This is a genomic window from Streptomyces nigrescens (genome assembly GCF_027626975.1).
Lineage (GTDB): Bacteria > Actinomycetota > Actinomycetes > Streptomycetales > Streptomycetaceae > Streptomyces > Streptomyces nigrescens.
In genome coordinates this window covers 1,496,916-1,518,323 of the sequence record NZ_CP114203.1, presented here as the reverse complement: position 1 = coordinate 1,518,323, position 21,408 = coordinate 1,496,916, and the positions used below count along the sequence as shown (strand labels likewise).

Sequence of the window (21,408 nt, the reverse complement as noted above, 5' to 3'; positions counted from 1 at the left end):
CGGACCGACCGGCGCTGCCTTGTCAGCATCCAAGGAGTGAGTTCGTCTGTCGACCGCCATCCTCACCGGTCCGCCGGTCGCCGGGTCGCCGCTCGAAGCCGACCTGCGCACGCTGGGTTTTGACGTCCGTACGGCGAACGATCCCGCGGCCGCCGCCGAGCTGATCAACGCGGTGCCCGCCCAGGAGCGGATCGCCGTCGTCGACCCCCGCTTCGTCGGCCATCTGCACGCCCTGCGGCTGGCGCTGACCGACCCCCGCTTCCCGGCCGCGGCCGTGCCCGGCGCGCTCACCGCGCAGCCCGCGGCCCGCGCCGCGCTGGCCCGCGCGGTCGGCAGGATCCCGGTCGGCGCCGGCACCGCCCACCTCACGGACGTCCTCACCGACACCCTCACCGAGTCCCTGGACCGTGACGAGGCCGGTCTGCACCGCGTCGAGCTGGGCAGCCTGGTCGCCACCGTCGCGCTCACCCCGGCGCAGCGCGAGGACGCACGGGAGGCCGTCGCGGCCGTCGACGACGAGGCCGTACGGCTGCGCACCGCCGTGAAGTCCCGCGACGGCTTCTTCACGACCTACGCCATCAGCCCGTACTCCCGCTACCTCGCCCGCTGGTGCGCGCGGCGCGGGCTCACCCCCAACCAGGTCACCACCGCCTCGCTGCTCACCGCGCTGATCGCGGCCGGCTGCGCGGCCACCGGAACCCGTGGCGGCTTCGTCGCCGCCGGCTTCCTGCTGCTGTTCTCCTTCGTCCTGGACTGCACCGACGGGCAGCTCGCCCGCTACTCCCTGCAGTACTCGACGATGGGCGCCTGGCTCGACGCCACCTTCGACCGGGCCAAGGAGTACGCGTACTACGCGGGCCTCGCCCTGGGCGCGGCCCGTGGCGGGGACGACGTCTGGGCGCTGGCGCTCGGCGCGATGGTCCTGATGACCTGCCGCCATGTCGTCGACTTCTCCTTCAACGAGGCGAACCACGACGCCGCGGCCAACACCAGCCCCACCGCCGCCCTCTCCGGCAAGCTCGACAGCGTCGGCTGGACGGTCTGGGTGCGCCGGATGATCGTGCTGCCGATCGGCGAACGCTGGGCCATGATCGCGGTGCTCACCGCGCTGACCACCCCGCGCATCGTCTTCTACGCCCTGCTCATCGGCTGTGCGCTGGCCGCCTGCTACACCACCGCCGGCCGGGTGCTGCGCTCGCTGACCCGCCGGGCCCGGCGCACCGACCGCGCCGCCCAGGCACTGGCCGACCTCGCCGACTCCGGGCCGCTCGCCGAGCTGATCGCCCGCGGCGCCCGGGGCCGCGGCCGGACCGGGTCCTTCCTGGCACCCGTCATGGCATTTCTCTCAGCCGCCGTGCTGCTGGTCTGGGTGCTCGCCGAGGACGACCCCACGTCCTGGCTCACCGTCGGCGTCGCCTTCTGCTCCGCGCTGCTGGCCGGCGCGGCCGTGTCCCGGCCGCTCAAGGGCGCCCTCGACTGGCTGGTTCCGCCCTTCTTCCGGGCCGGTGAGTACGTCACCATCCTGGTGCTGGCCGCCCGCGCGGACGTCCCCGGAGCGCTGCCCGCGGCGTACGGGCTGGTCGCGGCGGTCGCCTACCATCACTACGACACGGTCTACCGCATCCGTGGCGGCACCGGAGCCCCGCCGCGGTGGCTGGTCCGGGCGACCGGCGGACATGAGGGACGGATCCTCGTGATCACCGTCCTCGCCGCCGCGCTGTCCCCCTCAGGTTTCACAATCGCGCTGACGGCCCTTGCTGTGGCCCTGGCGCTGCTGGTGCTCATCGAGAGCATCCGCTTCTGGGTGTCCTCCCAAGCACCCGCCGTACACGATGAAGGAGAACCCGCATGATCGGCCTCGTGCTGGCTGCCGGCGCCGGACGGCGTCTGCGCCCCTACACCGACACCCTGCCCAAGGCTCTGGTGCCGGTCGACGGGGACACGACCATCCTCGACCTGACCCTCGGTAACTTCGCCGAGATCGGCCTGACCGAGGTCGCGATCATCGTCGGCTACCGCAAGGAAGCCGTCTACGAGCGCAAGGAGGCCCTGGAGCAGAAGTACGGCCTCAAGCTCACCCTCATCGACAACGACAAGGCCGAGGAGTGGAACAACGCCTACTCCCTGTGGTGCGGCCGTGACGCCATCAAGCACGATGTGATCCTCGCCAACGGCGACACCGTGCACCCGGTCTCCGTCGAGAAGACCCTGCTCGCCGCCCGCGGCAACGGCCAGAAGATCATCCTCGCGCTGGACACCGTCAAGCAGCTCGCCGACGAGGAGATGAAGGTCATCGTGGACCCCGCCAAGGGCGTCCAGAAGATCACCAAGCTGATGGACCCGGCCGAGGCGACCGGTGAGTACATCGGCGTCACCCTCATCGAGGGTTCGGCGGCCGAGGAGCTGGCCGACGCCCTGAAGACCACCTTCGAGCGGGACCCCGACCTCTACTACGAGGACGGCTACCAGGAGCTCGTCAACCGCGGCTTCAAGGTGGACGTGGCCCCGATCGGCGACGTCAAGTGGGTCGAGATCGACAACCACGACGACCTGGCGAAGGGCCGTGACATCGCATGCCAGTACTGACCCGCCTCATCCCGTCCCCGGTCGTCGTTGACATCAACGCCGGCGCCCTGGACGACCTGGCGGGCCTGCTGGCCGATCAGCGCATCTCCGCGTCCGGCAAGCTCGCCATCGCGATCAGCGGCGGCTCGGGGGCGCGGCTGCGCGAGCGGCTGGCCCCCGCGCTGCCCGGCGCCGAGTGGTACGAGGTCGGCGGCGGCACCCTGGACGACGCGATCAAGCTTGCCGACGCCATGAAGAAGGGGCACTACGACGCGGTCGTGGGCCTGGGCGGCGGCAAGATCATCGACTGTGCCAAGTTCGCCGCCGCGCGGATCGGCCTGCCGCTGGTCGCCGTCGCGACGAACCTGTCGCACGACGGTCTGTGCTCGCCGGTCGCCACTCTGGACAACGACGCGGGCCGCGGCTCCTACGGTGTGCCGAACCCGATCGCCGTGGTGATCGACCTCGACATCATCCGTGAGGCCCCGGTCCGGTTCGTCCGCTCCGGCATCGGCGATGCGATCTCCAACATCTCCGCGGTCGCGGACTGGGAGCTCGCACACCGTGAGACCGGAGAGACGATCGACGGACTGGCCGCCGCCATGGCGCGCCAGGCCGGCGAGGCCGTGCTCCGGCACCCGGGCGGTGTCGGCGACGACTCCTTCCTCCAGGTGCTCGCCGAGGGTCTGGTCCTCACCGGCATCTCGATGTCGGTGGCCGGCGACAGCCGCCCGGCGTCCGGCGCCTGCCACGAGATCAACCATGCGCTCGACATCCTCTTCCCCAAGCGCGCGGCGAGCCACGGCGAGCAGTGCGGCCTCGGCGCCGCCTTCGCCACGCATCTGCGCGGGGACAAGGAGACCCGGGACCTGATGGTCGAGGTGCTGCGCCGGCACGGTCTGCCGGTCACGCCGGGCGAGATCGGCTTCACCGACGAGGAGTTCGTCCAGGCCGTCGAGTACGCACCCAAGACCCGCCCGGGGCGCTACACCATCCTGGAGCACCTCGACCTGTCCACCGACCAGATCAGGGACGCTTACGCCGACTATGCACAAGCCGTCAGTAGCTGAACTCCGCCCGGTCGTGCACCCCGAGGGTGTCAAGGACCGGCGCAGCGGTGAGCACTGGGGCGGTCGCCTCTACATGCGCGAGATCTCCTTGCGCATCGACCGGCACCTGGTGAACACGAAGGTCACGCCCAACCAGCTGACCTACCTGATGACCGTCTTCGGCGTCCTCGCCGCCCCGGCACTGCTGGTGCCGGGGATCGCGGGCGCCGTGCTCGGCGTGCTGATGGTCCAGCTGTACCTGCTGCTCGACTGTGTCGACGGTGAGGTCGCCCGCTGGAAGAAGCAGTTCTCGCTCGGCGGCGTGTACCTGGACCGGGTCGGTGCCTACCTGTGCGACGCCGCGGTCCTGGTCGGCTTCGGCCTGCGCGCCGCCGACCTGTGGGGATCCGGCAGGATCGACTGGCTGTGGGCCTTCCTCGGCACCCTCGCCGCCCTCGGCGCCATCCTGATCAAGGCCGAGACCGACCTCGTCGGCGTGGCCCGGCACCAGGGCGGGCTGCCGCCGGTCAAGGAGGCGGCGTCCGAGCCGCGGTCCTCCGGAATGGCGCTGGCCCGTAAGGCGGCCGGGGCGCTGAAGTTCCACCGGCTCATCCTCGGTATCGAGGCGTCCCTGCTGATCCTGGTCCTGGCGGTCCTGGACACCATCCGGGGCGACCTGTTCTTCTCCCGTCTCGGCGTCGCAGTGCTCGCCGGCATCGCGCTCGTCCAGACCCTGCTCCACCTCGTGTCCATCCTCGCCTCAAGCAGGCTCAAGTGACGGGGGCGTCCCGAATGCGACTCGGTGCGGTTGTCCTGACCATGGGCAACCGCCCCGAGGAGCTGCGCGCGCTGCTGGACTCGGTCGCCAAGCAGAACGGCGACCCGATCGAGATCGTCGTGGTCGGCAACGGTTCGCCGCTGCCCGAGCTCCCCGACGGCGTACGGACCGTCGAGCTGCCGGAGAACGTCGGCATCCCGGCAGGCCGCAATGTCGGCATCGAGGCCTTCGGCCCCGGTGGCAGTGACGTCGACGGTCTGCTCTTCCTCGACGACGACGGGCTCCTGGCCAGGGAGGACACCGCCGAGCTGTGCCGCGAGGCCTTCGCCGCCGACCCCGAGCTGGGCATCATCAGCTTCCGGATCGCGGACCCGGACACCGGCGAGACCCAGCGCCGGCACGTCCCGCGGCTGCGTGCCTCGGACCCGATGCGGTCGTCGCGGGTCACCACCTTCCTCGGTGGTGCGAACGCGGTCCGTACGCATGTCTTCGAGGAGGTCGGCGGGCTGCCCGACGACTTCTTCTACGCCCACGAGGAGACCGACCTGGCCTGGCGGGCACTGGACGCGGGCTGGCAGATCGACTACCGGTCGGACATGGTCCTCTTCCACCCGACGACGGCACCGGCCCGGCATGCGGTCTACCACCGGATGGTGGCCCGTAACCGTGTGTGGCTGGCCCGCCGCAACCTGCCCGCCCCGCTGGTTCCGGTCTATCTCGGTGTCTGGCTCCTGCTCACCCTCGCCCGCCGGCCGTCGCGACCGGCACTGCGGGCCTGGCTGGGCGGCTTCAAGGAGGGCTGGGTCACGCCGTGCGGTCCCAGGCGCCCCATGAAGTGGGCTACCGTTTGGCGACTGACCCGACTGGGCCGCCCTCCCGTCATCTGACAAGCTCGTATCTGAGAGCATCAGGCGCGAACCGGGGCGTTGCCCCGGCAGCGCACCTTGAGGACGAAAGTGTCAACTGTGAGCGAGACCACGCACGACAGTGCGGTCGCCATGAGTGCCCCGCCATCTTCCGACGAAGGGCTCACTCCTGCCCAGCGGGCCCAGAAGTACGGGCTCTCGCAGAGCGGGGCCCGTCCCGGTCTTCCGGCGTACGTCCGGCAGCTGTGGGACCGGCGGCACTTCATCTCCGCTTTTGCCAGCGCCAAGATGACGGCGCAGTACAGCCAGGCCAAGCTGGGCCAGGTGTGGCAGGTGGCGACGCCACTGCTGAACGCGCTCGTCTACTACTTGATCTTCGGTCTGCTGATCGGTACCCGGAACGGCGTCCCGGACTTCGTCCCGTTCCTGGTGACCGGTGTCTTCATCTTCACCTTCACCCAGAGTTCGGTGATGGCGGGTACGAAGTCGATCTCGGGCAACCTGGGCCTGGTGCGGGCGCTGCACTTCCCGCGGGCCTGCCTGCCGATCTCGTTCTGCCTGATGCAGCTGCAGCAGCTGGTGTTCTCGATGGGTGTGCTGCTGGTCATCCTGCTGGGCTTCGGGCAGCTGCCGACCTGGTCGTGGCTGCTGGTCATCCCGGCGCTGGCGCTGCAGTTCGTGTTCAACACCGGTCTGGCGATGGTGATGGCCCGGCTGGGTTCCAAGACCCCGGACCTGGCGCAGCTGATGCCGTTCATCATGCGGACGTGGATGTATGCGTCCGGCGTGATGTTCAGCATCGACCTGATCCTCAAGGACAAGCAGGTCCCCGCGTTTGTGGAGTGGCTGCTCAACGCCAACCCGGCGGCCGTCTACATCGACCTGATGCGCTTCGCGCTGATCGACAGCTTCACCGCGAACAAGCTGCCCCCGCATGTGTGGGCGTACGCCGGGGGCTGGGCGCTGCTGATGGGCGTCGTGGGCTTTGTGTACTTCTGGAAGGCTGAGGAGCGGTACGGACGTGGCTGAGCAGAACAACGGCGTCCAGCCGACCGAGGCGGCCGAGGCGCGGATCCCGACCGTGATCGCGGACGATCTGCACATCGTCTACCGCGTCTACGGCACGGGCGCGGGCAAGGGCAGTGCCACCGCGGCGCTGAACCGCATCGTGCGCCGCAAGCCCTCCTCGGGGGTGCGTGAGGTGCATGCGGTCAAGGGCGTTTCCTTCACTGCCTACCGGGGTGAGTCGATCGGTCTGATCGGTTCCAACGGCTCGGGCAAGTCGACGCTGCTCAAGGCGGTCGCCGGGCTGCTGCCCGCGGAGCGCGGCAAGGTCTACACGCACGGTCAGCCCTCGCTGCTGGGTGTCAACGCGGCCCTGATGAACGATCTGACCGGTGAGCGGAACGTGATCCTCGGCGGTCTGGCGATGGGCATGAGCCGCGAGCAGGTCCGTGAGCGCTACGACGGCATCGTCGACTTCTCCGGCATCAACGAGAAGGGCGACTTCATCTCGCTGCCGATGCGCACCTACTCCTCCGGTATGGCGGCCCGGCTGCGGTTCTCCATCGCCGCGGCCAAGGACCACGATGTGCTGATGATCGACGAGGCGCTGGCCACCGGTGACCGCAGCTTCCAGAAGCGCTCCGAGGCCCGCATCCGCGAGCTGCGCAAGGAAGCCGGCACGGTCTTCCTCGTCAGCCACAACAACAAGTCGATCCGCGACACCTGCGACCGGGTCCTGTGGCTGGAGCGCGGTGAGCTGCTGATGGACGGCCCGACGGACGAAGTCATCAAGGCGTACGAAAAGGAGACGGGCAAGTAGTCCGCTCCGCACTCGAAGGCCTCCGCGAGTCCGCCTCGTGGAGGCCTTCGAGCGTGAAGAACCGGTCAACTCCGGCAGTCCCGGGAACAGTTCGGACTTAAAGGACGTTGAACGGATCGTTGTCTCATGCTTCGGGACCCGCTCGGACGTGGGTGAGACGTACGACGTAAGCTGTACGGGTGCCGAACAGCACAAGTGGTATATGTCGGGCAATGCTCACCCAGGCGGGCGATGTGGGCTCGATCGGGCGCGTCGCCTGCTGCGGCGTGTCCGAAATAGGATGTTTTAGCTTGGCGGTGTAGAACGGGAGACGTGACGGCAATGGCTACTGGTTCGCTCCGGCACCGAAATGCGCCGGGCAGCCCCCGGTGAGCCGAGACAACGAGCAGGCGCGTCGCGCCTTCCTCCGAAGGGGGGCGGCGGGTGACGGGCGGGAGCAGACGCGCACCGTGCTCGATCAGGCCGCACACGAGAATTTCCCGGTCGCACCGTTCTTCCTGCCCCGCGCCTGGCGGACCGATCTGATGGCCGTCTACGGCTTCGCCCGGCTCGTCGACGACATCGGTGACGGCGATCTCGCACCCGGGGGCGGCGATGCCGTACTCCTCGGACTGGACCGTGCGCAAGGCGAAGACCGGCCGGCTTTGCTGGACGCTCTGGAGGCGGACCTCCACCGTGTCTTCAGCGACCGGGCCCCCGGCCCCCGGCATCCGCTGCTGCGCCGGCTCGGCCCGACCGTCCGCCGCTGCGCGCTGACCCCCGAGCCGTTCCTCAGGCTGATCGAGGCCAACCGGCAGGACCAGCGGGTGAGCCGCTATGGCACCTATGACGACCTCGTCGCCTACTGCGAGCTGTCCGCCAATCCCGTCGGCCGGCTCGTCCTCGGCATCACCGGCACCGCGAGCCCCGAACGCATCCGTCGCTCGGACGCGGTCTGCACCGCCCTGCAGATCGTCGAACACGTCCAGGACGTGGCCGAGGACCTCGGGCGGGACCGCATCTACCTCCCTGCCGAGGACCTGAAACGCTTTGGTGTCACCGAGGCCGATCTGGCCGCGCCGAGCGGGGGCGCATCGGTGCGCGCATTGATCGCGTACGAAGCGGAACGCGCCCGTGAGCTGCTGAATGAAGGCACCCCGCTGGTGGGTAGCGTCCACGGCAGACTCAAGCTGCTGCTGGCCGGATTCGTGGCCGGCGGACGCGCTGCACTCCAGGCGGTCGCGGCCGCCGATCACGACGTACTCCCTGGACCGCCCAAGCCGACCAAGCTCAGCCTGCTGCGCGAGGTAAGGGCGACATTGCGAAGAGAGGGGTGAGTCGGACCGTGGAGGCAACTGCACACGCGTCCGCGCCGGTGCTCGCTGCGTATCGCTACTGCGAGGCCATCACCGGGCAGCAGGCACGCAACTTCGCCTATGGCATCCGGCTGCTGCCGACCGACAAGCGGCAGGCCATGTCGGCGCTCTACGCCTTCTCCCGCCGGATCGACGACATCGGCGACGGCACCCTGGAGCCCGCCGCCAAGCAGGGGCGCCTGGAGGACACCCGGGCGCTGCTGGCCCGCGTCAAGGACGGCCGGATCGACGAGGACGACACCGACCCGGTCGCCGTCGCGCTGTCCGACGCCGCCCGCCGCTTCCCGCTGCCGCTGGAGGGTCTCGACGAGCTGATTGACGGCGTGCTCATGGACGTGCGCGGCGAGACCTATGAGACCTGGGACGAGCTGAAGGTCTACTGCCGCTGCGTCGCCGGTGCCATCGGCCGGCTCTCCCTGGGCGTGTTCGGCACGGTCCCGGGTGCGCCGGACGCCGAGCGCGCCTCCGAGTACGCCGACACCCTCGGCCTCGCGCTCCAACTGACCAACATTCTCAGGGACGTTCGCGAGGACGCAGGCAACGGGCGTACCTATCTGCCCGCCGAGGACCTCGCCAAGTTCGGCTGCGCGGCCGGCTTCGGGCGTCCCGTACCGCCGCCCGGCTCGGACTTCACCGGCCTGGTGCACTTCGAGGTGAAGCGGGCCCGCGCGCTGTTCGCCGAGGGCTTCCAGCTGCTGCCGATGCTCGACCGGCGCAGCGGCGCCTGTGTGGCCGCGATGGCCGGCATCTACCACCGGCTGCTGACGCGGATCGCCGCCGACCCCGAGGCGGTGCTGCGCGGCCGGGTCTCCCTGCCCGGCCGGGAGAAGGCCTTTGTCGCGGTGCGCGGACTGTCCGGGCTCGACGCGCGGGCGATCGGCCGCCGGCAGGCCGTCCGGAGGCGCGGATGATGTGCCGGGCGGCGAACGACAGCGGTGATCCCGCGTCAGCGCGGCGGGCAACCCTCCCCCGGGCGGCTGCGTCCGTAACAGGAGTACAGGGGGAGATCACATGACATCGGGAGTCACCCGGCCAGGCCGGCGCCGTGACCTGCCGCCCGGCCGTCCCGAAGGGGCGGCTGCGGTGGTCATCGGGGGCGGTCTCGCGGGCACGACCGCGGCGCTCGCACTGGCCGACGCGGGGCTGCGGGTCACCCTGGTCGAGGGCCGGCCCCGCCTCGGCGGACTGGTCTTCTCGTTCCGCCGCGACAGCGCCGCCGGTGAGCTGAGCGTCGACAACGGCCAGCATGTCTACCTGCGCTGCTGCACCGCCTACAGCGGGCTGCTGGAGCGGATCGGCGCCACGGATCTGGTGCCCCTCCAGGAGCGGATGGACGTCCCGGTCCTGGACGCCGACCGGATGCGGCTCGGCCGGCTGCGCCGCACCGCGCTGCCCGTCCCGCTGCACCTCGCCCGGAGCCTCGCCGGGTACCCGCATCTCTCCCCCGCCGAGCGGGCCGGGGTCGTGCGGGCCACCCTCGCGCTCAAGGGCCTCGACCCGGCCGACCCCGCGCTGGACGGTCTGGACTTCGGCAGCTGGCTGCGCCGGTACGGCCAGTCGGCCCGCGCGATCGAGGCGCTGTGGGACCTGGTCGGCATCGCGACCCTCAACGCCCGTGCCGGTGACGCCTCGATGGGCCTGGCCGCGAAGGTCTTCAAGACCGGGCTGCTGTCCGCCCCCGGCGCCGCCGACATCGGCTGGTCCCGCGTCCCGCTCGGCGACGTCCACGACACCCTCGCCCGGACGGCCCTGGAGAAGGCCGGTGTGAGCATCGCGCTGCGCACCCGCGCCGGGGCGGTCACCCGCCGGGACGACGGCTGGCAGGTGTCGGTGGAGAACGGCCCGCACGGCACCGAGCAGCTCACCGCGGACACCGTCGTCCTCGCCGTACCGCAGCGCGAGGCGCACGGCCTGCTGCCCGACGGGGCGCTGGACGGCAAGGACCGGCTGCTGGACATCGGCACCGCCCCGATCCTCAACCTCCATGTCGTCTACGACCGCAAGGTGCTGCGCCGCCCCTTCTTCGCCGCGGTCGGCTCGCCGGTCCAGTGGGTCTTCGACCGCACCGAGGCCTCCGGGCTGACCCGCGTGGCCGGGAACGAGCGCTGCCAGTATCTGGCGGTCTCGCAGTCCGCCGCGCAGGAGGAGATCGACCAGCCGGTCGCCAAGCTCCGCGCCCGCTACCTGCCCGAGCTGGAGCGGCTGCTGCCCGCCGCCCGCGGCGCCAGGATCCGCGACTTCTTCGTCACCCGCGAGCGCACCGCGACCTTTGCGCCCGCCCCGGGCGTCGGCAGGCTCCGCCCCGCCGCCCGCACCCAAGCTCCCGGCCTGTTCCTGGCCGGTGCGTGGACCGCCACCGGGTGGCCCGCGACCATGGAAAGCGCTGTTCGCAGCGGCACTGCCGCCGCTCGCGAGGCACTCAACGAACTCGGCTTCCCCCAGGGCCAGTTGCCTCAGGAGGCGGCATGACTACGAGTACGAGCGCTCGCACGAGCACGAGCGTCGGAAACAGAGGAGAAACCGTGAATCCGGCTTCCCCAGCTATCGACACCGAGGGCGTCACCGCGCTGCTGGAGCGCGGGCGGACACTCGCCACCCCCGTGCTGCGTGCCGCCGTGGACCGGCTCGCTCCTCCCATGGACACCGTCGCCGCCTACCACTTCGGCTGGATCGACGCCGAGGGCCACCCCACCACGGGGGACAGCGGCAAGGCGGTACGGCCGGCGCTCGCGCTGCTGTCGGCCGAGGCCGCCGGCGCGGCCCCCGAGGTCGGTATCCCCGGCGCGGTCGCCGTCGAGCTGGTGCACAACTTCTCGCTGCTGCACGACGACCTCATGGACGGCGACGAGCAGCGCAGGCACCGCGACACCGTCTGGAAGGTGCACGGCCCCGCGCAGGCCATCCTCGTCGGCGACGCGCTGTTCGCCCTCGCCAACGAAATACTGCTGGAGCTCGGCACGGTCGACGCCGGCCGCGCCACCCGCCGGCTCACCCTGGCCACCCGTAAGCTGATCGACGGTCAGGCCCAGGACATCTCCTACGAGCACCGCGAGCGGGTCACCGTCGAGGAGTGCCTGGAGATGGAGGGCAACAAGACCGGCGCGCTGCTGGCCTGTGCCGTCTCCATCGGCGCGGTCCTGGGCGGCGCCGACGACCGCACCGCGGACACCCTGGAGAAGTACGGCTACCACCTCGGCCTCGCCTTCCAGGCCGTGGACGACCTGCTCGGCATCTGGGGCGACCCGGAGGCCACCGGCAAGAAGACCTGGAGCGATCTGCGTCAGCGCAAGAAGTCGCTCCCGGTCGTCGCCGCGCTGGCGGCCGGTGGTCCGGCCTCCGAGCGTCTCGCCCAGATCCTGGCGGCCGACGCGAAGAAGAGCGAGACCGAGATTGCCGACTTCACCGAGGAAGAGTTCGCCTCCCGCGCGGCCCTCATCGAGGAGGCCGGCGGCCGCGAGTGGACCTCTCAGGAGGCCCGCCGCCAGCACGCCACCGCCATCGCCGCACTGGACGAGATCCACATGCCGGAGCAGGTCCGCGCACAGCTCGTCGCGCTCGCGGACTTCGTCGTCGTACGACAGAGATGAGCAGTATCGACACCGAATAGTTCGCAGTCGCCGGCCGGTGCCAGCCGGGCGCCGGCCGACGGAATCCCTGAGCACGCTTTTCACAGTTCACTGCAGAAGGGGAAGCCATGACAGCGACGACCGACGGAAGCACCGGGGCGCTGCCGCCCCGGGCCCCCTCGGCCAGCGATGCCACCGCTGAGAACACCGCACCACCCGCGGCCACGCGAACCGCCGTACGGCAGGACACGGTGGACGCCGCCCGCCGCGCGACCGCACGCGCCACCGACTATCTGCTGTCCGTCCAGGACCCCGCCGGTTGGTGGAAGGGCGACCTCGAGACCAACGTCACGATGGACGCCGAAGACCTGCTGCTCCGTCAATTCCTCGGTATCCAGGACCCGGAGCTCACCGAGGCCGCCGCCCGCCACATCCGCAAGGAGCAGTGCGCGGACGGCACCTGGGCCACCTTCTACGGCGGGCCCGGCGAACTCTCCGCCACCATCGAGGCCTATGTCGCCCTGCGGCTCGCCGGTGACGCCCCGGACGCACCGCACATGGTCCAGGCCGCCGCCTGGGTCCGCGGGCAGGGCGGGATCGCCGCGGCCCGGGTCTTCACCCGCATCTGGCTGGCGCTCTTCGGCTGGTGGAAGTGGGACGACCTGCCCGAACTGCCGCCGGAACTCCTCTACTTCCCCAAGTGGTTCCCGCTCAACATCTACGACTTCGGGTGCTGGGCGCGGCAGACCATCGTGCCGCTGACCATCGTCTCGGCCAAGCGCCCGGTCCGCCCGGCGCCGTTCGCCCTCGACGAGCTGCACACCGATCCGCGCCGCCCCAACCCGCCGCGGCCGCTCGCCCCCGTCACCAGCTGGGACGGGGTGTTCCAGCGTCTCGACAAGGCGCTGCACCTCTACCACAAGGTCGCCTTCCGCAAGCTGCGCGCCGCCGCGATGCGCTCCGCCGCCCGCTGGATCATCGAACGGCAGGAGAACGACGGCTGCTGGGGCGGTATCCAGCCCCCCGCGGTCTACTCCATCATCGCCCTGCACCTCTGCGGCTACGACCTCGACCACCCCGTGCTGCGCACCGGTCTGGCCTCCCTCGACCGGTTCGCCGTCTGGCGCGAGGACGGTCCCCCTGGGCCTGACGGCCCGGGAGGTGCCCCCACACGGATGATCGAGGCCTGCCAGTCCCCGGTCTGGGACACCTGTCTGGCGACCATCGCGCTGGCCGACGCCGGACTGCCCGCCGACCACCCGCAGCTGGTCAAGGCCGCCGAGTGGATGCTCGCCGAGCAGATCGACCGGCCCGGCGACTGGAGCGTCAAAAGGCCCCAACTCCCGTCCGGGGGCTGGGGTTTCGAGTTCGAGAACGACAACTACCCGGACATCGACGACACCGCGGAGGTGGTGCTTGCGCTGCGCCGGGTCCGGCACCCCGATCCGCTGCGGGTCGAGGCCGCGGTACGCCGTGCGGTGCGCTGGAACCTCGGGATGCAGTCCAAGAACGGGGCCTGGGGCGCCTTCGACGTCGACAACACCAGCCCGTTCCCCAACCGGCTGCCGTTCTGTGACTTCGGGGAGGTCATCGACCCGCCGTCGGCCGATGTCACCGCCCATGTCGTCGAGATGCTGGCCGACGTCGGCCGCACCCATGACCCGCGTACCCGCCGCGGTGTCGCCTGGCTGCTGGCCGAGCAGGAGGCCGGCGGCGCCTGGTTCGGCCGCTGGGGCACCAACTACCTCTACGGCACGGGCTCGGTGCTCCCCGCGCTCGCCGCGGCCGGTGTCCCCGCCTCGCACCCCGCGGTCCGCAGGGCCGTGCGCTGGCTGGAGCGGGTGCAGAACGACGACGGCGGCTGGGGCGAGGACCAGCGGTCCTACCAGGACAAGGAGAAGTGGGCGGGGCGCGGCGCCTCGACCGCCTCGCAGACCGCCTGGGCGCTGATGGCGCTGCTCGCGGCCGGGGAGCGGGGCAGCGAGGCGGTGCGGCGCGGTGTGCACTGGCTGACCGCGACCCAGCGCGAGGACGGGTCCTGGGATGAGCCGTACTTCACCGGCACGGGCTTCCCCTGGGACTTCTCCATCAACTATCACCTGTACCGCCAGGTCTTCCCGCTGACGGCCCTGGGCCGCTACCTCAACGGGGGACCGGCCGGGGCCCCGGTGGGGGCCTGATGCCGGGGCGGCCCCCGACGGATGCGGAACCGCCGCTGCTGATCGCCTGTGCGCTCGGCATCGAGCGGTTCGCGCTGCGCGGCCGGGGGCGCGGGGGAGCGGCGGCGGGCGGAACCGGCCCGCGGGTGGTCACGCTCCGCACCGGCATGGGCCCCCATGCGGCCGAACGCGCCCTCACCGAAGCGCTGAGTGAGGGGTCGGTCACCGAACGTTCCCCGGTGGTCGCCAGTGGCTTCTGTGCCGGCCTCGCCCCCGGGATGCGCCCGGGGGACGTGGTCGTCGCCGAGGCCACCCGCGGCCACCAGGCCGCCGCGCCGGAAACCCCCTGCCGTGACAACGGCCCGCTGCTCCGGGCCCTGCGAGAGCGCGGTCTGACCGTGCACAGCGGACTGCTGTGCGGCTCCGACCATGTCGTACGCGGTGCGGAGCGGGCCGAGCTGCATGCCGCCGGTGCGGTCGCGGTGGACATGGAGTCCGCCGCCACCCTCCGTGCCGCGCAGCGCGCCGGCGGCCGTCCGGTTGCGGCCGTCCGGGTGGTCGTGGACGCTCCAGAACATGAGCTCGTACGCATCGGCACCGTCCGCGGTGGAATATCGGCCTTCCGGGTGCTGCGCTCCGTGGTACCCGTTTTCCACGAATGGCACCGTTCTTTGCTGCTCCCCTGGAGGTGAGCCAGATGGCCATGCCGCTCCGTCAGTCCATCCGGGTCGGTACCTATCTCTTTGAACAGAAGGTGATCCGGCGGCGGGAGAAGTTCCCGCTCATTGTCGAGCTGGAACCGCTCTTCGCCTGCAATCTGAAATGCGAGGGCTGCGGGAAGATCCAGCATCCGGCGGGTGTGCTCAAGCAGCGCATGCCGGTGGCGCAGGCGGTCGGGGCGGTGCTGGAGTCGGGCGCTCCGATGGTCTCCATCGCCGGTGGCGAGCCCTTGATGCACCCGCAGATCGACGAGATCGTGCGGCAGTTGGTGGCGAAGCGGAAGTATGTCTTCCTGTGCACCAACGCGATGCTGTTGCGCAAGAAGCTGGAGAAGTTCACCCCCTCCCGGTATTTCGCCTTCGCGGTGCACATCGACGGCATGCGGGAACGCCATGATGAATCCGTCGCCAAGGAAGGTGTTTTCGACGAGGCGGTGGAGGCGATCAAGGAAGCCAAGCGGCGCGGATTCCGGGTCACCACCAACTCCACCTTCTTCAACACCGACACCCCGCAGACCATCATCGAGGTCCTCAATTTCCTCAATGACGATCTGCAGGTCGACGAGATGATGCTGTCGCCCGCCTACGCCTACGAGAAGGCCCCCGACCAGGAGCATTTCCTCGGCGTCGAACAGACCCGGGAACTGTTCAAGAAGGCCTTCGCCGGCGGCAACCGGCGTCGCTGGCGGCTCAACCACAGCCCGCTCTTCCTGGACTTCCTGGAGGGCAAGGCGGACTTCCCGTGCACGGCCTGGGCGATCCCCAACTACTCGCTCTTCGGCTGGCAGCGCCCCTGCTACCTGATGAGCGATGGGTACGTCCCGACGTACCGGGAGCTCATCGACGAGACCGACTGGGAGAAGTACGGCCGCGGCAAGGACCCGCGCTGCGCCAACTGCATGGCGCACTGCGGCTACGAGCCGACCGCCGTCCTCGCCACCATGGGCTCGCTGAAGGAGTCCCTCAGGGCGGCGAGGGACACCGTCGCGGGAAACCGCGGATGACCCGTTGAGCAAGGGGAGCCCGTCGCCACGGCTCCCCGGCGCCCCGGTCCGGCCCGGCTCCTGTGTCCTACGACGCAGGAGCCGGACCGGACGGTCACCGTCCGCTGAACCAGGAGAGGGGGACCGGACATGACGATGCTGGAGCACATCCGGGAGCCACAGGACCTCAAGGCGCTCCCCGAGGAGCGGCTGGCCGAACTCGCCGCGGAGATCCGGCACTTCCTCGTACGGGCCGTGCCCCGTACCGGCGGTCACCTGGGGCCCAACCTGGGCGTGGTCGAGCTGACCATCGCCCTGCACCGCGTCTTCGACTCGCCCGCCGACCGCATCCTGTGGGACACCGGCCACCAGTCGTATGTGCACAAACTGCTGACCGGACGTCAGGACTTCTCCAAGCTCCGGGCCAGGGGCGGGCTGTCCGGCTATCCGTCGCGCGCCGAGTCCGTGCACGACGTCATCGAGAACAGCCATGCCTCGACGGTGCTGGGCTGGGCCGACGGCCTGGCCAAGGCCCATCAGCTGCGCGGCCAGGACGGCCATGTGGTGGCCGTCATCGGTGACGGCGCGCTGACCGGCGGTATGGCCTGGGAGGCGCTCAACAACATCGCCGCGGCCAAGGACCGCCCACTGATCATCGTCGTCAACGACAACGAACGCTCCGACGCCCCCGCCCTCGGCGGGCTCGCCACCCACCTCGCCACCCTGCGCACCACCGACGGCTACGAGAAGTTCCTGGCCTGGGGCAAGGACGTGCTGCAGCGCACCCCGGTCGTCGGACAGCCGCTCTACGAGTCGCTGCACGGTGCGAAGAAGGGCTTCAAGGAAACCTTCGCGCCCCAGGGCATGTTCGAGGACCTGGGGCTGAAGTACGTCGGACCGGTCGACGGCCATGACCTCGCGGCCGTCCAGTCCGCGCTGCGCAGTGCGGCGGGCTTCCACGGGCCGGTGCTGGTGCACTGCCTCACCGAGAAGGGCCGCGGCCGGCAGCCCGCCCCGGAGGGCGGGGCCGACCACCTCCACACCGTCGGTGTGATGGACCCTTCCCCGGCCGGCGCCGGGAGGAGCCCCCAGGTCTGCGCGCCGGTCACCCCGCCCGGTGACCCTTCCTGGACGTCGGTCTTCGGCGACGAGATGGTGCGCATCGGTGCCGAGCGGGAGGACGTCGTCGCGCTCACTGCGGCGATGCCGGAGCCGGTCGGGCTCGGAAAGTTCGCCGAGGCGTATCCCGACCGGGTGTGGGACGTGGGCAGCGCCGAACAGCATGCGGCGGTGTCGGCGGCGGGACTGGCCACCGGGGGTCTGCACCCGGTCGTCGCCGTCCGCGCCACCCTCCTCAACCGCGCCTTCGACCAGGTCCTGATGGATGTCGCGCTGCACCGGTGCGGGGTGACCTTCGTCCTGGACCGGGCCGGTATCACCGGCGCCGACGGGGCCTCGCACCACGGCATGTGGGATCTGTCGGTGCTCGGCGTCGTACCGGGCCTGCGGATCGCCGCCCCGCGCGACACCGGCCAGCTCCGCGCCCAGCTGTGCGAGGCGCTGGACATCGCCGACGCACCGACCGTCCTCCGCTTCCCGGAGGAGCCGGTGGCCGGCCCGGTCCCTGCCGTGGACCGGATCGGTGGTGTCGATGTGCTCCACCGGGTGCCGCGCCCGGACGTCCTGCTGGTCGCCGTCGGGGTGATGGCCCCGGTCTGTCTGCGGGCCGCCGGGCTGCTCACGGCGCGCGGGGTGCACACCACCGTCGTCGACCCGCGGTGGGTCAAGCCGGTCGACGCCGTCATCCCGCAACTCGCCGCCGAGCACGCCATGGTGGCCGTCGTCGAGGACAACAGCGTCAACGGGGGCATCGGCTGGGCGGTCGGCCAGGCGCTGCGGGACGCCGATGTGGACGTGCCGCTGCGCACCTTCGGGATCCCCGAGCAGTTTCCGGCACACGCCAGGCGTGGTGAGCTGCTGGCCGACCTCGGCCTCACCCCGGCCGGGATCGCCGGCCGGATCAGCGGTGCGATGGCCCGTAAGGAGAAGCAGACGTGACCGGATTTGACCTGACCGAGCTGCTCGCCGAACGCGGTGGTGAGCGCTACGCCCTGCACACCCGCCATCTCAACCACCAACTGCCGCGGATGCTGCACACCATCGGCTTCGACAAGGTCTACGAGCGGGCCGAGGGCGCCTACTTCTGGGACGCCGACGGCCAGGACTACCTGGACATGCTCGCGGGCTTCGGGGTGATGGGCCTCGGCCGGCACCACCCCGTCGTCCGGCAGGCGCTGCACGACGTCCTGGACGCCCAACTGGCCGATCTCACCCGCTTCGACTGCCAGCCGCTGCCCGGTCTGCTCGCCGAGAAGCTGCTGTCCCACACGCCCCATCTCGACCGGGTCTTCTTCGGCAACAGCGGCACCGAGGCCGTCGAGACCGCCCTGAAGTTCGCCCGCTACGCCACCGGCCGGCCCCGCATCCTCTACTGCACCCATGCTTTCCACGGCCTGACCACCGGCTCGCTCTCCGTCAACGGCGAGGACGGCTTCCGGGACGGCTTCGCCCCGCTGCTCCCGGACACCGCCGTCGAGCTGGGTGATCTGGCCGCGCTGGAACGGGAGTTGAAGCGCGGCGACGTGGCCGGATTCGTGGTCGAGCCCATCCAGGGCAAGGGCGTACACCCGGCCCCGCCCGGATTTCTGCGCGCCGCCCAGGAGCTGCTGCACCGGCACAAGGCCCTGCTGATCGCCGACGAGGTGCAGACCGGCCTGGGCCGTACCGGCGACTTCTTCGCCTATCAGCACGAGGACGGTGTCGAACCGGATCTGGTGTGTGTGGCCAAGGCGCTGTCCGGCGGATATGTGCCGGTCGGGGCGACCCTCGGCAAGGACTGGATCTTCAAGAAGGTCTACTCGTCCATGGACCGGGTGCTGGTGCACTCCGCCAGCTTCGGCGCCAACGCCCAGGCGATGGCCGCCGGTCTGGCGGTGCTCTCGGTGCTGGAGGACGAGAAACTCGTGGCCGGCGCCCGGCACACCGGTGAGCTGCTGCGCTCCCGGCTGGCGGAGCTGATCCCCAGGTACGAGCTGCTGCACGACGTACGGGGCCGCGGCCTGATGATCGGCATCGAGTTCGGCCGCCCCAAGTCCCTCGGTCTGCGGAGCCGTTGGACGATGCTGCAGACGGCCCGCAAGGGGCTGTTCGCGCAGATGGTCGTGGTGCCGCTGCTGCAGCGCCACCGCATCCTGACCCAGGTCTCCGGTGACCATCTGGAGGTCATTAAGCTGATTCCGCCGCTGATCATCGGCGAGCGGGAAGTGGACCGTTTCGTCGAGGCGTTCACGGCCGTCATGGACGACGCCCACGGGGGCGGCGGCCTGATGTGGGACTTCGGGCGGACGCTGGTCAAGCAGGCGGTCGCCAACCGCTGATGACGCTGGGGGGAAGGCCATGGTGGCCGAGGCGACGGCGCGGGCCGTCAACGACATGACAGCGCGCTGGGCGCGCGAGGCGGTGGCGGAGCGGAACTCCGTCCTGACGGCGGCCGGTGTCTGGCCGCTGCTGGCCCTGCTCGCCGGTCCGGCCGACGGCCCCGCCCGCAAGGAGCTGGCCGAAGCGCTCGGCACCGACGCCGCGCACGCCGTACGCGAAGGCCGTGAGCTGCTGGCCGCGCTGGCGGCGGCGGACGGTGTCGATGCCGCGGTGGGGCTGTGGGCCCGCCGCACGCTGACCCTGCACCCCGAGTGGCTGGCCGGCCTGCCGCCCGCCGCGCACGGGGAGCTCACCGGGGACGAGACCCTGGACCAGGGCGCGCTGGACGCCTGGGCGCGGCGGCACACCGACGGCCTGATCGAAGGGATGCCGGCACGGCTCACCTCCGACACGCTGCTCGTCCTGGCCAGTGCGCTGCTGGTGCGCACGACCTGGACGGAGCCGTTCGACGAGTTCCCGTGCTGGATGACGGCCGAAGGGCCTTGGGCAGGGCGGGAGTTGGGGGTGCTGAGCCGCTCCGGGCCGGATGTGGAGCAGGTGCGGGTGCACAGCACACCGGCCGGTCCGCTGACCGCGGTGCGGGTCGCGGGCGACAACGGACTCGATGTCCATCTGCTGCTCGGCGAGCTGGACCTGCCCGGCGGCGAGGTGCTGCACCACGGTGTCGCGGCGCTGGGCGGCGGCTACCCGACGGTGTCCGGCGAGGCGCTGACCGAGGGCGCCGGTCCGGGTCTGCGGGTGACGACCGTGCCGAGCTACGACGACGTCCCGCAGCTCGATCTCACCGTCCCGCGGTTCACCGTCGACGCCGACCACGACCTGCTGGAGCAGGCGGACCTCTTCGGGCTCACCACCGCCTCCGACACCTCCCGCGGACACTTCCCCGGTATGAGCGATCAGCCGCTGGCGGTGTCGGCCGCCCGCCAGACGGCGACCGCGACCTTCGGCGCACTGGGCTTCCGGGCGGCCGCGGTCACGGTCATGCCGGTCGCCGCGGGCTCCGTGCCACCGCCCCCGCCGTACCGGGCGCTGCGGATCTCGGCCCGTTACGACCGGCCCTTCGGCTTCCTCGCGGTGCACCGGGCGTCGGGCCTGGTGCTGGTCGCGGGGTGGGTGGCCACCCCGTGAGCCGGGGCCGCGGCTGTCAGTCCGTCAGCAGCTGGTCCCGCAGCCGCTCGCGGACGGCGGGCGTCAGCCCCAGGCCGTCGGTGAGGTACTTCTCCGTCGAGCCCCAGGTCCGCTCGATCGCGTCGTAGGCGGCCGTGAGGTAGTCGGTGTGCGCCCCGAACAGCGGGGAGAGCAGCTCCATGACCTCCTGCGACATCCCGACCGCGGAGTTGTCGGAGCGGCGGATCTTGTAGCGGCGGTGGGGATCGTTGGACTTGAGGTAGTCCGCCTCGATGGCGTCCCGCTCCACCCCGACCGCGAGCAGGGTCACGGCGACGGACAGGCCCGCCCGGTCCTTGCCGGCCGCACAGTGCATCAGCGCCGGGACGCTGTCCTCGGCGAGCGCATGCAGCACCCTGCTGTGGTCTTCGGTACGGGTGGTGATGATGTGGCGGTACGTCGCGGCCATACGGGCCGCGGCCTTGCCGTCGCCGAGCGCGGAGCGCAGCTGCTCCAGCTCACCGTCGCGCACCATTGTCCAGAATTCCGCGCCGTCGGCCGGGTCGGTGAGCGGAATGTTCACATTGCGCACGCCCGGCAGCGCGACATCGGGGCCTTCCAGCTTGATGTCCGAGGCATTGCGGAAATCGAAGATGGTGTGCAGCCCGAGGCCGGCCAGAAAGGCGGCGTCGGTCTCGGTCGCATGGGCGAGATGGCCACTGCGGAACAGCCTGCCCTCCCGTACGTGACGCCCGTCCACGGTCGGCAGACCGCCCACATCGCGGAAGTTCCGGACCTCCGTGAGCTCGGGCTGGGCCTGTGGGACCTGCGGCGTCTGCTGCGTCACGGGCGCGCTCCTCGGGTTCGGCCGCCGACGCTGCTCGTCGACGAGGCGGGGCACCTCCGACGATACGACATTGATGCAATAGACAATCAGG

The 21,408-nt window shown here is 70.9% G+C and carries 18 protein-coding genes; 17 read left to right on the top strand and 1 reads right to left on the bottom strand.

The annotated features are described in order from the left end of the window. Window positions 1–46 precede the first annotated feature (46 nt). From STRNI_RS06895 to STRNI_RS06815, 17 genes are all read left to right on the top strand, one after another. Window positions 47–1,852 (top strand): DUF5941 domain-containing protein, encoded by a 1,806-nt coding sequence (locus STRNI_RS06895; protein ID WP_277413205.1) that lies wholly within the window; start codon window positions 47–49, stop codon window positions 1,850–1,852. Further along, on the top strand, window positions 1,849–2,586 hold the full coding sequence (locus STRNI_RS06890) for a phosphocholine cytidylyltransferase family protein (RefSeq protein ID WP_018090622.1): 738 nt from the start codon (window positions 1,849–1,851) through the stop codon (window positions 2,584–2,586). The genes STRNI_RS06895 and STRNI_RS06890 overlap by 4 nt, the downstream gene beginning before the upstream one ends. After that, window positions 2,574–3,635 (top strand): iron-containing alcohol dehydrogenase family protein, encoded by a 1,062-nt coding sequence (locus STRNI_RS06885; RefSeq protein WP_018090623.1) that lies wholly within the window; start codon window positions 2,574–2,576, stop codon window positions 3,633–3,635. The genes STRNI_RS06890 and STRNI_RS06885 overlap by 13 nt, the downstream gene beginning before the upstream one ends. Next, window positions 3,613–4,392, top strand: coding sequence for a CDP-alcohol phosphatidyltransferase family protein (locus STRNI_RS06880; RefSeq protein ID WP_051104169.1), 780 nt, complete (start codon window positions 3,613–3,615; stop codon window positions 4,390–4,392). Before STRNI_RS06885 ends, STRNI_RS06880 begins: the two co-directional genes overlap by 23 nt. Window positions 4,393–4,406: 14 nt before the next feature. Further along, the gene (locus STRNI_RS06875) at window positions 4,407–5,279 is read left to right on the top strand and encodes a glycosyltransferase family 2 protein (RefSeq protein ID WP_018090625.1); all 873 of its coding nucleotides are present in this window, start codon (window positions 4,407–4,409) and stop codon (window positions 5,277–5,279) included. A 78-nt stretch (window positions 5,280–5,357) separates the two neighbouring features. After that, a complete protein-coding gene (locus STRNI_RS06870) occupies window positions 5,358–6,287 on the top strand; it encodes an ABC transporter permease (protein ID WP_277410746.1) in 930 nt (309 codons plus the stop codon). Continuing rightward, window positions 6,280–7,083 (top strand): ABC transporter ATP-binding protein, encoded by an 804-nt coding sequence (locus tag STRNI_RS06865; protein ID WP_093645507.1) that lies wholly within the window; start codon window positions 6,280–6,282, stop codon window positions 7,081–7,083. Before STRNI_RS06870 ends, STRNI_RS06865 begins: the two co-directional genes overlap by 8 nt. 449 nt (window positions 7,084–7,532) lie before the next feature. Beyond that, a complete protein-coding gene (gene hpnC, locus STRNI_RS06860; protein WP_159488870.1) occupies window positions 7,533–8,399 on the top strand; it encodes a squalene synthase HpnC in 867 nt (288 codons plus the stop codon). Then, window positions 8,396–9,349 (top strand): presqualene diphosphate synthase HpnD, encoded by a 954-nt coding sequence (gene hpnD, locus STRNI_RS06855; protein ID WP_371874784.1) that lies wholly within the window; start codon window positions 8,396–8,398, stop codon window positions 9,347–9,349. The genes hpnC and hpnD overlap by 4 nt, the downstream gene beginning before the upstream one ends. A 100-nt stretch (window positions 9,350–9,449) precedes the next feature. Further along, complete coding sequence (gene hpnE / locus STRNI_RS06850; RefSeq protein ID WP_159485013.1) at window positions 9,450–10,907, top strand: hydroxysqualene dehydroxylase HpnE; 1,458 nt, start codon at window positions 9,450–9,452, stop codon at window positions 10,905–10,907. Next, the gene (locus STRNI_RS06845; RefSeq protein WP_051104050.1) at window positions 10,904–12,025 is read left to right on the top strand and encodes a polyprenyl synthetase family protein; all 1,122 of its coding nucleotides are present in this window, start codon (window positions 10,904–10,906) and stop codon (window positions 12,023–12,025) included. The genes hpnE and STRNI_RS06845 overlap by 4 nt, the downstream gene beginning before the upstream one ends. A gap of 107 nt (window positions 12,026–12,132) precedes the next feature. Beyond that, entirely contained in the window at window positions 12,133–14,184 is a 2,052-nt protein-coding gene (gene shc, locus STRNI_RS06840; protein WP_266443917.1) for a squalene--hopene cyclase, read from the top strand. After that, a complete protein-coding gene (locus STRNI_RS06835; protein ID WP_274739274.1) occupies window positions 14,184–14,855 on the top strand; it encodes a phosphorylase family protein in 672 nt (223 codons plus the stop codon). The genes shc and STRNI_RS06835 overlap by 1 nt, the downstream gene beginning before the upstream one ends. A 5-nt stretch (window positions 14,856–14,860) precedes the next feature. Next, window positions 14,861–15,886: an adenosyl-hopene transferase HpnH gene (gene hpnH / locus STRNI_RS06830; protein ID WP_018088379.1), complete on the top strand. Its 1,026-nt coding sequence runs from the start codon at window positions 14,861–14,863 to the stop codon at window positions 15,884–15,886. Between the two features lie 129 nt (window positions 15,887–16,015). Then, a complete protein-coding gene (gene dxs / locus STRNI_RS06825; RefSeq protein WP_277410745.1) occupies window positions 16,016–17,923 on the top strand; it encodes a 1-deoxy-D-xylulose-5-phosphate synthase in 1,908 nt (635 codons plus the stop codon). Continuing rightward, the gene (locus STRNI_RS06820; protein ID WP_277410744.1) at window positions 17,920–19,302 is read left to right on the top strand and encodes an aspartate aminotransferase family protein; all 1,383 of its coding nucleotides are present in this window, start codon (window positions 17,920–17,922) and stop codon (window positions 19,300–19,302) included. The genes dxs and STRNI_RS06820 overlap by 4 nt, the downstream gene beginning before the upstream one ends. Window positions 19,303–19,321: 19 nt before the next feature. Next, window positions 19,322–20,491, top strand: a complete 1,170-nt coding sequence (locus STRNI_RS06815; protein WP_277410743.1) for a serpin family protein — start codon at window positions 19,322–19,324, stop codon at window positions 20,489–20,491. 16 nt (window positions 20,492–20,507) lie between these two features. Here the strand turns inward: STRNI_RS06815 and STRNI_RS06810 are convergent, their stop codons facing one another. Continuing rightward, the gene (locus STRNI_RS06810; protein ID WP_093645523.1) at window positions 20,508–21,317 is read right to left on the bottom strand and encodes a tyrosine-protein phosphatase; all 810 of its coding nucleotides are present in this window, start codon (window positions 21,315–21,317) and stop codon (window positions 20,508–20,510) included. Between the last annotated feature and the right edge of the window lie 91 nt (window positions 21,318–21,408).